At 70.9% G+C, this 15,933-nt stretch carries 13 protein-coding genes; 12 read left to right on the forward strand and 1 reads right to left on the reverse strand.

The features are described 5' to 3' along the window. Window positions 1-248: 248 nt before the first annotated feature. Window positions 249-797: a beta-class carbonic anhydrase gene (locus tag AQI95_RS20270; protein WP_067126276.1), complete on the reverse strand. Its 549-nt coding sequence runs from the start codon at window positions 795-797 to the stop codon at window positions 249-251. A 420-nt stretch (window positions 798-1,217) separates the two neighbouring features. Between AQI95_RS20270 and rsmH the strand changes: the two genes are divergently transcribed. The 12 genes from rsmH to pgeF all read left to right on the forward strand — a co-directional run bounded on the left by rsmH (window position 1,218) and on the right by pgeF (window position 15,933). Then, window positions 1,218-2,174: a 16S rRNA (cytosine(1402)-N(4))-methyltransferase RsmH gene (rsmH, locus tag AQI95_RS20275; RefSeq protein WP_079071364.1), complete on the forward strand. Its 957-nt coding sequence runs from the start codon at window positions 1,218-1,220 to the stop codon at window positions 2,172-2,174. Window positions 2,175-2,216: 42 nt separating this feature from the next. Next, window positions 2,217-2,792, forward strand: a complete 576-nt coding sequence (ftsL, locus tag AQI95_RS20280) for a cell division protein FtsL (RefSeq protein ID WP_067125264.1) — start codon at window positions 2,217-2,219, stop codon at window positions 2,790-2,792. Window positions 2,793-2,797: 5 nt separating this feature from the next. Further along, window positions 2,798-4,762, forward strand: coding sequence for a peptidoglycan D,D-transpeptidase FtsI family protein (locus AQI95_RS20285; protein WP_067126279.1), 1,965 nt, complete (start codon window positions 2,798-2,800; stop codon window positions 4,760-4,762). A 165-nt stretch (window positions 4,763-4,927) separates the two neighbouring features. Further along, entirely contained in the window at window positions 4,928-6,448 is a 1,521-nt protein-coding gene (locus tag AQI95_RS20290; protein WP_067125266.1) for a UDP-N-acetylmuramoyl-L-alanyl-D-glutamate--2,6-diaminopimelate ligase, read from the forward strand. Between the two features lie 28 nt (window positions 6,449-6,476). Next, entirely contained in the window at window positions 6,477-7,883 is a 1,407-nt protein-coding gene (locus AQI95_RS20295) for a UDP-N-acetylmuramoyl-tripeptide--D-alanyl-D-alanine ligase (RefSeq protein WP_067125268.1), read from the forward strand. Beyond that, complete coding sequence (gene mraY, locus AQI95_RS20300; RefSeq protein WP_079071365.1) at window positions 7,880-8,953, forward strand: phospho-N-acetylmuramoyl-pentapeptide-transferase; 1,074 nt, start codon at window positions 7,880-7,882, stop codon at window positions 8,951-8,953. Before AQI95_RS20295 ends, mraY begins: the two co-directional genes overlap by 4 nt. Continuing rightward, on the forward strand, window positions 8,935-10,371 hold the full coding sequence (gene murD / locus AQI95_RS20305; RefSeq protein WP_067125273.1) for a UDP-N-acetylmuramoyl-L-alanine--D-glutamate ligase: 1,437 nt from the start codon (window positions 8,935-8,937) through the stop codon (window positions 10,369-10,371). Before mraY ends, murD begins: the two co-directional genes overlap by 19 nt. Window positions 10,372-10,439: 68 nt before the next feature. Continuing rightward, the gene (gene ftsW / locus AQI95_RS20310; protein ID WP_067125276.1) at window positions 10,440-11,801 is read left to right on the forward strand and encodes a putative lipid II flippase FtsW; all 1,362 of its coding nucleotides are present in this window, start codon (window positions 10,440-10,442) and stop codon (window positions 11,799-11,801) included. Between the two features lie 6 nt (window positions 11,802-11,807). Further along, window positions 11,808-12,896 (forward strand): undecaprenyldiphospho-muramoylpentapeptide beta-N-acetylglucosaminyltransferase, encoded by a 1,089-nt coding sequence (murG, locus tag AQI95_RS20315; protein WP_067125278.1) that lies wholly within the window; start codon window positions 11,808-11,810, stop codon window positions 12,894-12,896. Window positions 12,897-12,922: 26 nt separating this feature from the next. Further along, on the forward strand, window positions 12,923-13,717 hold the full coding sequence (locus AQI95_RS20320) for a cell division protein FtsQ/DivIB (RefSeq protein WP_067126282.1): 795 nt from the start codon (window positions 12,923-12,925) through the stop codon (window positions 13,715-13,717). A 279-nt stretch (window positions 13,718-13,996) separates the two neighbouring features. Then, entirely contained in the window at window positions 13,997-15,205 is a 1,209-nt protein-coding gene (gene ftsZ / locus AQI95_RS20325) for a cell division protein FtsZ (RefSeq protein WP_067125280.1), read from the forward strand. Further along, window positions 15,202-15,933 carry a peptidoglycan editing factor PgeF gene (gene pgeF, locus AQI95_RS20330; RefSeq protein ID WP_067125282.1) on the forward strand — a complete coding sequence of 244 codons (732 nt, stop codon included), beginning with the start codon at window positions 15,202-15,204 and terminating at the stop codon, window positions 15,931-15,933. Before ftsZ ends, pgeF begins: the two co-directional genes overlap by 4 nt.

Consider the following 15,933-nt stretch of genomic DNA (forward strand, 5'->3'; position numbering starts at 1 on the left):
GGCCCGTACTTTTCCCGGGCCGACGCTGCTTGCGAAACCGGCCCACCCCGAAACACGGACACCACGCGGGAAAGGTTCCGCGCGATGCCACACCCCGCATTCTTGCCGCCGTTACCGATTCGTGTCACTCGCCTGTGGACAACTGCCCGCACGATGTCGGTCCTACGGCGTTTTCGACCCTGTTTTCGATACTTCGACACAGGGGCGGTGGGGGGGTGCCGTGCTTCCGGGGCGGCCGGTCCGGCCCGTCAGGCCGGGTCGATCTCGCGCAGCAGACCGGTGCGCACGTCGAACACGAAACCGCGCACGTCGTCGGTGTGCAGCAGGAACGGCGAGGTGCGCACGCGCTGCATGGACTGGCGCACGTCCTGGTCGACGTCCCGGAAGGCCTCCACGGCCCAGGCCGGCCGCTGGCCGACCTCCATCTCCAGGTCGTGCCGGAAGTCCTCGGTGATGGACTCCATGCCGCAGCCGGTGTGGTGGATGAGCACCACGCTGCGGGTGCCGAGCGCCCGCTGGCTGACGGTCAGGGAGCGGATGACGTCGTCGGTGACGACGCCGCCCGCGTTGCGGATGGTGTGGCAGTCGCCGAGCTGCAGGCCAAGCGCCTTGTGCAGGTCGAGGCGGGCGTCCATGCAGGCCACGACGGCGACCTGGAGGACGGGGCGGGCGTCCATTCCGGGGTCGGTGAACTCTGCGGCGTACCGCTGGTTGGCTTCGACCAGGCGGTCCGTCACGGTGCCGCCGTTCGCTATGGCGCCTTCGGATCCAGTGGGAACTGCTGCGGAAGTCGTCATGGTGACGACGTTACTGGTCACGCTCGGTCCTGGCCCGCTGTGAGAGAGGACAAAGAACGTCATCGTGGCTTGTTGTGAGCTAACCCACAGGGAGGGCAAACCAGGGCCGCACGGGTGAATCGCTTCGAATTGCGGCGCCCCGCGCGATGCGGTAGGCGACGCGCAGGCCGGTTGATTGACCGCGAGACACGGTGGACTAAAGTGACGCGAAGCGGGAGGCGCGGCTCTCCCTGCTGGTGAAACCCCCGGAGACCCCGGCTCACCCCGGACCGTCTCCCCACGTGCGCGGCGCGTACGTACGGCTCGGCCTCCTCCCGCTCCCGGTCCGGCTGACGCTTCCGGCGCCGGCAGGCCTCCCCTTCACGAGCTGGCGGGGACCCGGCGGTGCGTACGGGCCTCGCCGGAAGATGAGAGGCCCCCTTGAGCCAGAGTCGACACGTCCCGGTGATGCTCCAGCGGTGCCTGGACCTGCTGGCGCCCGCCCTGGAGCGCCCGGGAGCGGTGGTCGTCGACTGCACCCTCGGCCTCGGCGGGCACAGCGAGGCGCTGCTGGCCCGCTTCCCCGAGGCGCTGCTGATCGGCCTCGACCGGGACAAGGAGGCGCTGCGCCTGTCCGGCGAGCGGCTGGCGCCCTTCGGCGAGCGCGCCACCCTCGTGCACGCCGTCTACGACGAACTGCCCGACGTCCTGCGCCGGCTCGGCATCGCGCGCGTGCAGGGCGTCCTGTTCGACCTCGGTGTCTCCTCCATGCAGCTGGACGAGGCCGACCGCGGCTTCGCCTACGCCCAGGACGCACCCCTGGACATGCGCATGGACCAGACGAGCGGCATCAGCGCCGCCGAGGTCCTCAACACCTACCCGGCGGGCGAACTCGTGCGCATCCTGCGCGCGTACGGCGAGGAGAAGCAGGCCAAGCGGATCGTGTCCGCGATCGTGCGCGAGCGGGACAAGGAGCCGTTCAGCAACAGCGCGCGGCTCGTCGAGCTGATCCGGGACGCCCTGCCGCAGGCCGCCAAGCGCACCGGCGGCAACCCCGCCAAGCGCACCTTCCAGGCCCTGCGCATCGAGGTCAACGGCGAGCTGTCCGTCCTGGAGCGGGCGATCCCGGCGGCGGTGAAGGCCCTCGACGTCGGCGGGCGCGTCGCCGTGCTGTCGTACCAGTCGCTCGAGGACCGGTTGGTCAAGCAGGTGTTCGCGGCCGGTGCCGCGTCCACCGCGCCCCCCGGGCTGCCGGTCGTACCGGAGCGGTACCAGCCGCGGCTCAAGCTGCTCACGCGGGGTGCCGAACTTCCCACCGAGGAAGAGGTCGCCGAGAATCGCCGGGCCGCACCGGCGAGGCTCCGCGGCGCCGAGCGCATCAGGGAGGACGCCGAGTGAGCGAGACGGGCCGGTTGGATTCCCGAACTCACCGGGGGAGCTGTGGGTAGGAGACCCGAACTGAGGGGGCGGGCCGCGCGACTGGCCCGGCTCTTCCCGGCCGGCCGGGCCCGGGCCGCCCGCGCCCCGTTCGTCCTTCTCGTCGTCCTGTTCCTCGGCGGCGGCCTCATCGGGCTGCTGGTGCTGAACTCGGCCCTCAGCGAGGGCTCGTTCAAACTGGCCGACCTGCAGAAGCGGACGAAGAACCTCACCGACGAGGAGCAGGCCCTCCAGCGGGACATCGACGCCTACTCGGCCCCCGACGCCCTCCAGCGCCGGGCCCGCGAGCTCGGCATGGTCCCCGGCGGCGACCCGGCCTTCCTCGGCACCGACGGCAGGGTCAAGGGCGTCCCGAGCGCCGCCCCCCGGTCGGCCGCCCTGACCGTCCCGGTCGCCCCCGAGGTGCTGACCCCGGCCCCTGCCCTCTCCCCGACGGGGGCCACGCTCCCCGCCACCGCGCAGGCCCCGGACCAGTCCGTCCCCGGCGGCCCCCAGCCCACTCCCGCGCTCCCCGCCCCGGCAGCGGCAGTCCCCCCGCCGCCCACGCTCCCCCAGCCCACCCCGACCCCCGGAGGGTGACGCACGTGTCCGACAGGGAAGCACCACGCCGTCGTGTGCCGGGACCTGCCAAGCCATCGCGGCCCGCGGGCGCCGCGCAGCGCAGGCCCGGGCCCGGTGCGCGTCCGGTGCGGCGGCCGGGCGACGCGCGGTCGTCGGCCCAGCAGACCCTCCGGCTCGGGAGCCCGCGGCCCCGGCTGCGCATGGTCAGCCTCATGCTGACGCTGGTGCTGCTCGCCTTCGTCGTACGGCTGCTGCAGGTACAGGCCGTGGACGCCAGCGCGTACGCCGCGCGGGCCGAGCAGAACCGGTATGTCGTGCACACGCTGGCCGCAGCGCGCGGCGGGATCACCGACCGCGGCGGTGTGGCCCTCGCCGTCAGCGAGGACGCGTACGACATCACGGCCGATCCGACGATGTTCACCAGAAAGCAGCTGAATATCGACGACGGGCCCGAGCAGGCCGCCGCGCTGCTCGCCCCGATCCTCGGGCAGGACCAGTCCGCGATCGTGGACAAGCTGCGGCCCAAGAACAAGAACTCCCGGTACACCCGGCTCGCCACCCGGCAGACCCCGCAGGTCTGGAAACAGATCAAGGACCTGAAGAGCACGCTCGCCACGAAGGCGGGGACGGACAAGAGCACCGCCAATGTGCTGGCCGGCGTCTTCGCCGACCCCAGCAGCCAGCGCGTGTACCCGAACGGCGACCTCGCCGCCGGGCTGCTGGGCTGGGTCAACGCCGACGGCCAGGGCGGCGGCGGCATCGAGCAGGAGCTGAACAAGAAGCTGTCGGGCAAGGACGGCAAGATCCGCTACGCCCAGTCCGGCGGGCGCGAGGTGCCCACGGCCGGGTCCAACGAGACACCCGCCGTACCCGGCTCCGACGTCGAGCTGACCATCGACCGCGACATCCAGTGGGCCGCGCAGAAGGCCATCACCGAGCAGGTGGAGAAGTCCGACGCGGACCGCGGGTACGTCGTCGTCCAGGACACCCGTACCGGGCAGATCCTGGCCATGGCCAACGCCCCCGGCTTCGACCCGAACAACCTGTCCAAGGCGGACGCTGAGGCCATGGGCAACGCGGCCCTCCAGGACGCCTACGAGCCGGGCTCCACCGCCAAGGTGATGTCCATGGCCGCCGTGCTGGAGCAGAAGGCGGCGACCCCGCTCACCCATGTCGTCGTCCCCAACCGGCTGCACCGCGGCGACCGGCTCTTCCAGGACGACGTCGACCACGACACCTGGTACCTCACGCTGAACGGCGTGCTCGCCAAGTCCAGCAACATCGGGACCATCCTGGCCACCGGCCAGCTCGGCGCGACGCAGTCCCAGGCGAACAAGGTCCTCTACTCCTACCTGCGCAAGTTCGGCATCGGCAGCTACACCGGACTCGGCTTCCCCGGCGAGACCCCCGGCATCCTCGCGCCGTACCAGAAGTGGTCCACCTCGCAGCAGTACACGATTCCTTTCGGCCAGGGTTTCTCCATCAACGCCGTACAGGCCGCCTCCGTGTACTCGACCATCGCCAACGGCGGGGTCCGCATCGAGCCGACCCTGGTGCGCGGCACCAAGGGGGCCGACGGACGCTTCACCCCCTCGCCGAAGCCCCAGGAGACACGGGTGGTCAGCAACACCACCGCCGAGACGCTCGCCCAGATGCTGGAGTCCGTCGTCGACGACGAGCAGGGCACCGGCATCAAGGCCCGCATCCCCGGCTACAACGTCGCCGGCAAGACCGGCACGGCCAACCGCGTGGATCCGGCCACCGGCAAGTACCGCGGCTACACCTCGTCGTTCGCCGGCTTCGCCCCCGCCGACAACCCCCGGATCACCGTCTACTGCGCCATCCAGAACGCCACCTCCGGCAGCTACTACGGCGGCCAGATCTGCGGCCCCATCTACAAGCAGGTGATGGAGTTCGCCCTGAAGACCCTCCAGGTCCCGCCGACCGGGGGCCGGTCCGCCGACCTGCCCGTCGACTACAAGCCCTGATCAGCACACCGGAACACCAGGAACGAACTCGTGACGACGATCACCCCGGACCCCGGGAACCAAGGTGCCCCCCGCCCCTCACTTCGCTCCGGAGCGGGTGCGCCCGGTACGCTCACCGCCGTGCCACACGCTGATCAGTCCCAAACCACCCAGAAGGGCGCTTCCGTGACATATCCGGGACCGCCGCGTCCGGTTCAGGTCTCCGCCACACCCCTCGCGGAACTGGCCGATCAGCTGGGTGCCGCCGCCGCGGACAGCTCCGCCGAGGTCACGGGGATCACCCACGACTCGCGCGCCGTCCGCCCCGGCGACCTGTACGCCGCTCTCCCGGGCGCCCGCCTGCACGGCGCCGACTTCGTCACCCAGGCCGCCGGCCTCGGCGCGGTCGCCGTGCTCACCGACCCGACCGGCGCCGAGCGCGCCGCCGCGACCGGGCTGCCGGTCCTCGTCGTGGCCGACCCGCGCGCGCGGATGGGCGAACTCGCGGCGACGATCTACGGCCACCCCGGCCGCGACCTGCTCCAGATCGGCATCACGGGCACCTCGGGCAAGACCACCACCGCCTATCTGGTCGAGGGCGGGCTGCGCACCGCGAAGTCCACCGGCCTGGTCGGCACGGTCGAGATGCGCATCGGCGACGAGCGCATCAAGTCCGAGCGCACCACCCCCGAAGCCACCGACCTGCAGGCCCTGTTCGGCGTCATGCGGGAGCGCGGCGTCGAGGCGGTCGCCATGGAGGTCTCCAGCCACGCCCTGGTCCTCGGCCGGGTCGACGGCTGTGTCTTCGACATCGCCGTGTTCACCAACCTCAGCCCGGAGCACATGGAGTTCCACTCCGACATGGAGGACTACTTCCGGGCCAAGGCGCAGCTGTTCACGCCGCAACGCAGCAGACTCGGCGTGATCAACGCCGACGACGCCTACGGCCGCCGGCTGGCGAAGGAGGCCACCGTCCCGGTCGTCACCTTCTCCGCCGAGGGCCACCCCGACGCCGACTGGCGCGCCGAGCACGTCGAGGTCGGCCCGATGGACTCCACGTTCACCGTCGTCGGCCCGAACGGCGAGCGGATCCAGGCCAGGTCGCCGATCGCCGGCCCCTTCAACGTGGCGAACACCCTCGCCGCCGTCGTGGCCCTCGCCGCCGCCGGTCTCGACCCGCAGACCGCGGCTGACGGCATCGCCGCCGTACCGGGCGTCCCGGGCCGTCTGGAGCGCGTGGACGCCGGCCAGCCCTATCTCGCGGTCGTCGACTACGCCCACAAGACCGACGCGGTCGAATCGGTGCTCAAGGCGCTGCGCAAGGTCACCAAGGGCCGGCTGCACGTCGTCCTCGGCTGCGGCGGCGACCGCGACCAGACCAAGCGCGCCCCGATGGGTGCCGCCGCGGCCCGGCTCTCCGACACGGCCGTACTGACCTCCGACAACCCCCGCTCCGAGGATCCGCTCGCGATCCTCGCGACCATGCTCCAGGGAGCCGCCTCGGTGCCCGCGCACGAGCGTGGCGAGGTGCTCCTCTTCGAGGACCGGGCCGCGGCGATCGCCGCCGCCGTGGACCGCGCCCAGGCCGGCGACACCGTGCTGGTCGCGGGCAAGGGCCATGAGCAGGGCCAGGACATCGCCGGTGTGGTCCGTCCCTTCGACGACCGCCAGGTGCTCCGCGCAGCCATCCAGAAGACCCAGGGATGAAAATCCAGAAGACCCAGGGGATGAACTTGTGATCGCCCTCTCCCTCGCCGAGATCGCAGCAGTCGTCGGCGGGCAGACGCACGACATACCGGATCCGTCCGTCCAGGTCACCGGGCCGGTCGTCCGTGACTCCCGCGAGGTGGTGCCGGGCAGCCTGTTCGCCGCCTTCGTCGGTGAGCGCGTGGACGGCCACGACTTCGCACCGCAGGTCGTCGAGGCGGGCGCGGTCGCCGTACTGGCGTCGCGCCCGGTCGGCGTGCCCGCGATCGTGGTCGAGGACGTGCAGACCGCCCTCGGCGCCCTCGCCCGGCACGTCGTACGCCGGCTCGGCGCGACCCTCGTCGCCCTGACCGGCTCGGCCGGCAAGACCAGCACCAAGGACCTCATCGCGCAGGTCCTGCGGAGCAAGGCGCCGACAGTGTTCACGCCCGGTTCGCTCAACAACGAGATCGGCCTGCCGCTGACCGCGCTGACCGCCACCGAGGAGACGCAGTTCCTCGTGCTGGAGATGGGCGCCCGCGGCATCGGGCACATCCGCTACCTCACCGACCTGACTCCGCCGAAGATCGGCCTGGTGCTCAACGTCGGCACCGCCCACATCGGCGAGTTCGGCGGCCGTGAGCAGATCGCCGAGGCCAAGGGCGAGATCGTCGAAGGCCTTCCGGAGGACGGCGCGGCGATCCTCAACGCGGACGACCCGCTGGTCCGGGCCATGGCCCCCCGTACCAAGGCGAAGGTGGTCCTTTTCGGAGAGTCGGCCGAAGCGGACGTACGCGCCGAGAACGTGCGACTCACGGACAGCGGACAACCAGCCTTCAGGCTTCACACACCCTCCGGTGCAAGCGATGTGACCATGCGCCTGTACGGTGAGCACCACGTGTCGAACGCGCTCGCCGCGGCCGCCGTCGCCCATGAGCTGGGCATGTCCGCGCAAGAGATCGCCACCGCGCTCTCGGAGGCGGGCACCCTCTCCCGCTGGCGCATGGAGGTCACCGAGCGCCCGGACGGCGTGACCATCGTCAACGACGCCTACAACGCCAACCCCGAGTCCATGCGGGCCGCCCTTCGGGCGCTCGCGGCCATGGGCCAGGGGCGCCGCACGTGGGCGGTGCTCGGCAAGATGGCCGAGCTGGGGGACGAGGCGCTCGCCGAGCACGACGCCGTCGGACGGCTCGCCGTCCGGCTCAACGTCAGCAAGCTCGTCGCCGTCGGGGGGATTGAGGCCTCCTGGCTGCAACTGGGCGCATATAACGAGGGTTCGTGGGGTGAGGAGTCGGTGCACGTGTCCGACGCACAGGCGGCGATCGACCTGTTGCGCAGCGAGTTGCGCCCGGGGGACGTCGTCCTCGTGAAGGCGTCCCGATCGGTGGGTCTGGAGAGCGTCGCCCAGGCGCTCGTCGAGACCGCTGCCGAGGGCGAGGTTGCCGCCCGATGATGAAGCAGATCCTGTTCTCAGGAGTCATTGGCCTCTTCCTGACGCTGATCGGCACGCCGCTGCTGATCAAGCTCCTCGCGCGCAAGGGCTACGGCCAGTACATCCGTGACGACGGCCCGCGCGAGCACGCCAGCAAGCGCGGTACGCCGACGATGGGCGGTATCGCCTTCATCCTGGCGACGATCGCCGCGTACTTCCTGAGCAAGCTCATCACCGGTTACCCGCCCACCTACTCCGGGATCCTGGTCCTCGGCCTGATGTTCGGCATGGGCCTGGTCGGCTTCCTCGACGACTACATCAAGATCGTCAAGCGGCGTTCGCTGGGTCTGCGGGCCAAGGCGAAGATGGCCGGCCAGCTGATCGTCGGCATCTCGTTCGCCGTGCTGTCGCTGATGTTCGCCGACGCGCGCGGCAACACCCCGGCCTCCACCAAGCTGTCCTTCATCACCGACTTCGGCTGGACGATCGGCCCGGTGCTGTTCGTCGTCTGGGCGCTGTTCATGATCCTCGCGATGTCGAACGGCGTGAACCTGACCGACGGTCTGGACGGTCTGGCCACCGGCGCCTCCGTGCTGGTCTTCGGCGCCTACACGTTCATCGGCGTCTGGCAGTTCCAGGAGTCCTGCGCCAACGCGCAGACCCTGACCAACCCGGCCGCCTGCTACGAGGTGCGCGACCCGCTCGACCTCGCGGTGATCGCCTCCGCGCTGATGGGTGCCTGCCTCGGCTTCCTGTGGTGGAACACCTCGCCGGCGAAGATCTTCATGGGCGACACCGGCTCGCTCGCCCTCGGCGGTGTCCTCACGGGTCTGGCCATCCTCTCCCGCACGGAACTGCTGGTGGCCATCATGGGCGGCCTGTTCGTCCTCATCACCATGTCGGTCGTCATCCAGGTCGGCTCCTTCCGGCTCACCGGCAAACGCGTCTTCCGGATGGCACCGCTCCAGCACCACTTCGAACTCAAGGGCTGGTCCGAAGTCCTGGTGGTGGTCCGATTCTGGATCATCCAGGGAATCTGTGTGATCGTCGGACTGGGCCTCTTCTATGCGGGATGGGCAGCGGAAAAGTGACCTCCACCTCGGAGCCCTCCGACTTCCAGGGCAAGCGCGTCGTCGTCGCCGGCCTCGGCGTCTCCGGCGTACCGGCGGCCAAGGTGCTGCACGCGCGCGGGGCGATCGTCACGGTCGTCAACGACGGCGACGACGCACGCGCGCGTGAGCAGGCCGCGGAGCTGGAGGCGCTCGGCATCACCGTGCGCCTCGGCGACGGGGCCACCCTGCCGGAGGGCACCGAGCTGATCGTCACCGCGCCCGGCTGGAAGCCGGACAAACCGCTGTTCCTGGCGGCCGGGAAGGCGGGCGTGCCCGTCTGGGGCGATGTCGAGCTGGCCTGGCGCCTGCGCGGCCCCGACGCGGCGCCCTGGCTCGCCGTCACGGGCACCAACGGCAAGACCACGACCGTGCAGATGCTGGCGTCGATCCTCGAGGCCGCGGGCCTGCGCACGGCCGCCGTCGGCAACATCGGCGTGTCCCTGCTGGACGCGGTCCTCGGCGAGGAGCGGTACGACGTCCTGGCCGTGGAGCTGTCCAGCTACCAGCTGCACTGGGCGCCGTCCCTGCGCGCCCACTCGGCGGCCGTCCTCAACCTCGCCCCGGACCACCTCGACTGGCACGGCTCGATGGAGGCCTACGCCGCCGACAAGGGGCGTATCTACGAGGGCAATCGGGTCGCCTGCGTCTACAACGTGGCCGACAAGCTCACCGAGGAGCTGGTGCGCGAGGCCGACGTCGAGGAGGGCTGCCGGGCCGTCGGCTTCACGCTCGGCACCCCCGGGCTCTCCCAACTCGGGGTCGTGGACGGCGTCCTGGTCGACCGCGCCTTCGTGGAGAACCGGCACAAGAACGCGCAGGAGCTGGCCGAGGTCGGCGACGTCAACCCGCCGGCCCCGCACAACATCGCCAACGCCCTTGCCGCGGCGGCCCTCGCGCGTGCCTTCGGGGTGCCCGCCACGGCCGTACGCGACGGCCTGCGGGCCTTCCGGCCGGACGCCCACCGCATCGCGCACGTCGCCGACATCGACTCCGTGGCCTACGTGGACGACTCCAAGGCCACCAACACGCATGCCGCCGAAGCGTCGTTGGCGTCATATGAGTCGATTGTATGGATTGCGGGCGGTCTGGCGAAGGGTGCGACCTTCGACGAGCTGGTCACCAAGTCGGCGCGGCGGCTGCGCGGTGCCGTCCTGATCGGCGCCGATCGTGCCCTGATCCGCGAGGCCCTCGCGCGACACGCCCCGGAAGTACCCGTCGTCGACCTCGACCGGACCGACACTGAGGCGATGGTCCAGGCGGTGACGGAAGCGAAACGGCTCGCGCAGCCCGGTGACACGGTGCTGCTGGCCCCGGCCTGCGCCTCCATGGACATGTTCACCAACTACAACCAGCGCGGTGACGCGTTCGCGGCGGCGGTCCGCGAACTCGAAGCCTGACCCCGGCCGCCCGCCGGGCGGATCTAGGGAGGGACGCGTGGGACGGTCGACGTTCAGTGGAGGCGCCGATGCCCAGTAGCCGAACCGGTCGGCCGCCCGTGCAGGGGGCGGCCCGCCGGCCCGCCGTCCCCGGGCCCCGGCGCCACAGCCCCGTACAACGGCTGTACGCGCGCGCGCGAAAGGCCTGGGACCGTCCGCTGACCGCCTACTACCTGATCCTCGGCGGCAGTGTGCTGATCACCGTGCTGGGCCTGGTCATGGTCTACTCGGCCTCCCAGGTCACCGCGCTGCAGATGTCGCTGCCGGGGTCGTACTTCTTCCGCAAGCAGCTGCTGGCCGCCGTGCTGGGCGGCATACTGCTGTTCGTGGCCTCCCGCATGCCGGTGAAGCTGCACCGCGCGCTGGCCTACCCGATCCTGATCGCCGCCGTCTTCCTGATGGCCCTGGTGCAGGTGCCCGGGATAGGGATGTCGGTCAACGGCAACCAGAACTGGATCTCCCTCGGCGGCTCCTTCCAGATCCAGCCCAGCGAGTTCGGCAAGCTGGCCCTGGTGCTGTGGGGCGCGGACCTGATCGCGCGCAAGCAGGAGAAGAAGCTGCTGACCCAGTGGAAGCACATGCTCGTGCCGCTGGTGCCGGGCACCTTCCTGCTGCTCGGGCTGATCATGCTCGGCGGTGACATGGGCACCGCGATCATTCTCACGGCGATCCTGTTCGGCCTGCTGTGGCTCGCCGGGGCGCCGACGAGACTCTTCGTCGGCGTGCTCCAGATCGCCGTCCTGATCGGTTTCGTCCTCATCAAGACCAGCCCCAACCGGATGGCCCGGCTCGCCTGCATCGGCGCCACCGAGCCCAAGGCGGGGGCCGCCGACTGCTGGCAGGCCGTGCACGGCATCTACGCCCTCGCCTCCGGCGGACTCTTCGGCTCCGGTCTCGGTGCGAGTGTGGAAAAATGGGGGCAACTCCCGGAGGCCCACACCGACTTCATCTTCGCCGTCACCGGCGAGGAACTGGGGCTGGCGGGGACGCTGTCGGTGCTCGCCCTGTTCGCGGCTCTAGGCTATGCGGGTATCCGCGTGGCCGGACGCACGGAGGACCCCTTCGTGAGGTATGCCGCGGGAGGCGTGACCACCTGGATCACCGCCCAGGCGGTGATCAACATCGGTGCGGTGCTCGGTCTGCTGCCGATCGCCGGCGTCCCCCTCCCGCTGTTCTCCTACGGAGGGTCCGCCCTGCTGCCGACCATGTTCGCCATCGGGTTGCTGATCGCCTTCGCGCGCGACGAGCCCGCTGCGCGGGCAGCGCTTGCGATGCGGCAACCTCGCTTTGGTAGAAAGCGGGCGGGAGGCCCCGGCTCCGGCCGGAAGCCTCGGAGATGGAACACGATGCGACGGCGTGCCTCGGTGGCGCGCTCGTCCGGAGAGCGGTGAATTTCGGTGCATGTCGTACTCGCCGGTGGGGGGACCGCCGGCCACATCGAGCCCGCGCTCGCCCTCGCGGACGCCCTGCGCAGGCAGGACCCGACCGTGGGGATCACGGCCCTGGGCACGGAGCGCGGCCTGGAGACCCGGCTCGTCCCCGAGCGCGGTTACGAGCTGGCGCTGATCCCCGCGGTGCCGCTGCCCCGCAAGCCCACCCCTGAGCTGATCACCGTCCCGGGACGGCTGCGCGGCACCATCAAGGCCGCCGAGCAGATCCTGGAGCGCACCAAGGCGGACGTCGTGGTCGGTTTCGGCGGCTATGTGGCCCTGCCCGGCTATCTGGCCGCCAAGCGGCTCGGCGTGCCGATCGTGATCCACGAGGCCAACGCCCGCCCCGGTCTGGCCAACAAGATCGGCTCGCGGTACGCGGCCCGGGTCGCCGTCTCCACGCCGGACAGCAAGCTGCGCGACGCCCGCTACATCGGCATCCCGCTGCGCCGCTCCATCGCCACCCTGGACCGGGCCGCCGCCCGGCCGGAGGGCCGCCACCGCTTCGGCCTCGACCCCAACCTGCCCACGCTGCTCGTCTCCGGCGGCTCCCAGGGCGCCCGGCGTCTGAACGAGGTGACCCAGCAGGTCGCCCCGTGGCTGCAGCAGGCCGGTATCCAGATCCTGCACGCGGTCGGCCCGAAGAACGAACTGCCGCAGGTGCATCAGATGCCGGGAATGCCCCCCTATGTCCCGGTAAGTTACTTGGATCGGATGGACCTCGCGTACGCCGCGGCGGACATGATGCTCTGCCGCGCGGGCGCGATGACCGTCGCCGAACTCTCCGCCGTCGGGCTCCCGGCCGCCTACGTCCCGCTGCCCGTCGGCAACGGGGAGCAGCGGCTGAACGCCCAGCCGGTGGTGAAGGCGGGCGGCGGGCTCCTGGTCGACGACGCGGAGCTGACGCCCGAGTGGGTGCAGCAGAACGTCCTGCCCGTGCTCGCCGATCCGCACCGGCTGTACGAGATGTCCCGCTCGGCAAGCGAGTTCGGCCGCCGGGACGCCGACGAGCTGCTCGTCGGCATGGTGTACGAGGCGATCGCCTCGCGCCGTTAGGACCGTATGACGAAAGGGCAGTGAGCGTGGCCGGACCGACTACCGCCGAGCGCGGTGAACGCCAGCAGGGGTCGTCCGGCCCGCCGCCCGCCCGCGGGCTCAGGAGACCGCGCCTTCGTACGATGGTCATTCTGGCTGTGGTCGCCGTACTCCTCGGGGTCGGTGGCGCCTGGGTGTTGTACGGCTCCGCGTGGCTGCGCGTCCGGCAGGTCTCGGTGTCCGGCGCCGACGTCCTGACCTCCGCCGAGGTGCGCGAGGCGGCGGCCGTACCGGTCGGGGCGCCGATGATTTCCGTCGACACCGACGCCATCGAAGCCCGACTGCGCCGGAAACTGCCCCGAATTGACACGGTTGACGTGGTTCGGTCCTGGCCCCATGGGATCGGGCTGAAGGTGACCGAGCGCACTCCGGTCCTGCTTGTCCGAAAGGGTGGGGACTTCGTCGAAGTCGATGGCGAAGGTGTCCGTTTCGCTACGGTTGCGCAGGCGCCGAAGGCCGTACCGACGCTGGAACTGTCCGCCTCCCGTAAGGGTTCCGCAGCCGCCGGCTTCCGGCGGTTCGGCGTCGACCGGCTCGTGCGCGAGGCCGTCCGGGTCGCGGGTGACCTGCCGGCCGCCGTGGCGAAGGAGACCCGGACCGTCCAAGTCCGTTCCTACGACACCATCTCGCTGGCGTTGGCGGACGGCCGCACGGTGGCATGGGGCAGTGGTGACAACGGCCGGGCCAAGGCGCGGACCCTCACGGCTCTCATGAAAGCAGCTCCCGGCGCACGGCACTTCGATGTCAGCGTTCCCACCGCCCCTGCGTCATCGGGGAGTTGACGCACATCTGCGCAGGCCAGCACCCTGGTTGGGCACTGCTACGGCTGATCACATAGGGTGAAAAGAAAAACGGGAGGTTCGGCGTGTTCGTTGAACGTGCGCCACTTGTCGACTTAGTGTCCTGTTCAGAAGACTTCAGGGAACACACACACTGGTAACCCTAAACTTCAGGGTTAGGGTTCGGGTCGGCGTTACGGACCGTCCCATTCGGCATCCGTCGTCCCGGTGCGGGGCACCGCACGGCGGCGACAACGTAATTCGAGGCGAGAGGCCTTCGACGTGGCAGCACCGCAGAACTACCTCGCAGTCATCAAGGTCATCGGTGTCGGCGGCGGTGGTGTCAATGCCATCAACCGGATGATCGAGGTCGGTCTCAAGGGTGTCGAGTTCATCGCCATCAACACCGACGCACAGGCGCTGTTGATGAGCGACGCCGACGTCAAGCTCGACGTCGGTCGTGAACTCACCCGCGGACTCGGCGCCGGGGCCAACCCGGCCGTCGGCCGCAAGGCCGCCGAGGACCACCGCGAGGAGATCGAGGAGGTCCTCAAGGGGGCCGACATGGTCTTCGTGACGGCCGGCGAGGGCGGCGGCACCGGTACCGGCGGCGCCCCCGTGGTGGCCAACATCGCGCGCTCGCTGGGCGCCCTCACCATCGGCGTGGTCACGCGCCCGTTCACCTTCGAGGGACGGCGCCGCGCGAACCAGGCCGAGGACGGCATCGCCGAGCTGCGCGAAGAGGTCGACACCCTCATCGTCATCCCCAACGACCGGCTGCTGTCCATCTCGGACCGCCAGGTCTCGGTCCTGGACGCGTTCAAGTCCGCCGACCAGGTCCTGCTCTCCGGTGTCCAGGGCATCACCGACCTCATCACCACCCCCGGCCTGATCAACCTCGACTTCGCCGACGTGAAGTCGGTCATGTCCGAGGCCGGTTCGGCCCTCATGGGCATCGGCTCGGCCCGCGGTGACGACCGCGCGGTGGCCGCGGCCGAGATGGCGATCTCCTCGCCGCTGCTGGAGGCGTCCATCGACGGCGCCCGCGGTGTGCTCCTCTCCATCTCCGGCGGCTCCGACCTCGGTCTGTTCGAGATCAACGAGGCCGCCCAGCTGGTCAGCGAGGCCGCCCACCCCGAGGCCAACATCATCTTCGGCGCCGTCATCGACGACGCCCTCGGCGACGAGGTCCGGGTCACCGTGATCGCCGCCGGTTTCGACGGCGGCCAGCCGCCCGCCCGCCGGGACAACGTCCTCGGCTCGTCATCCACTTCGAGCTCCACCCGCCGCGAGGAGCCCGCCCCGGCCCGGCCGAGCGAGCCCAGCCGTCCGTCCTTCGGCTCGCTGGGCAGCGTCAAGCCGAAGGAGGAGCCGGAGCAGGTGCCCGAGCCGGTGGCGGAGATCCCGATCGCCCCGCCGATGCCGCCGGCGCCCCGGTCCTACTCGGACAGCACCGCCGAGGAGCTGGACGTGCCGGACTTCCTGAAGTGATAGGACCGCGCGAGAGCGTGAGCGGCGCGCACTTCGCCTTCACCGACCGGTGGGGCGGGGTGAGCGCCGCTCCGTATGAGGAGCTGAACCTGGGCGGCGCGGTCGGCGACGACCCCGAGGCCGTACGGGCCAACCGGGACATCGCCGCCAAGTCGCTCGGCCTCGACCCGGGCCGGGTCGTCTGGATGAACCAGGTGCACGGCGCCGACGTGGCCGTCGTGGAAGAGTCCTGGGGCACGGGGAGGCCGGTGCCGGAGGTCGACGCCGTCGTCACCACCCGCCGCGGACTCGCCCTCGCCGTTCTCACCGCCGACTGCGTGCCGGTGCTGCTGGCCGATCCCGTCGCCGGGGTCGTCGCGGCGGCGCACGCGGGCCGGCCCGGCATGGTCGGGGGAGTCGTCCCCGCCGCCGTAGGGGCCATGGTCGAACTCGGCGCCGAGCCGGGCCGGATCGTCGCCCGCACCGGACCGTCCGTGTGCGGACGGTGCTACGAGGTGCCGGAGCGGATGCGCGCCGAAGTGGCCGCCGTCGAGCCGGCGGCGCACGCCGAAACGAGTTGGGGTACGCCGGCGGTCGATGTGAGCGCCGGTGTGCACGCGCAGCTCGACCGGCTCGGGGTGTGCGACCGGGCGCAGGCGCCGGTGTGCACGCTGGAGTCGGACAACCACTTCTCGTACCGCCGCGACCGCACCACGGGGCGGCTCGCGAGCTACGTCTGGCTGGACTGA

Origin of the sequence: Streptomyces yokosukanensis, assembly GCF_001514035.1 — a bacterium.
Taxonomy (GTDB): Bacteria; Actinomycetota; Actinomycetes; order Streptomycetales; family Streptomycetaceae; genus Streptomyces; species Streptomyces yokosukanensis.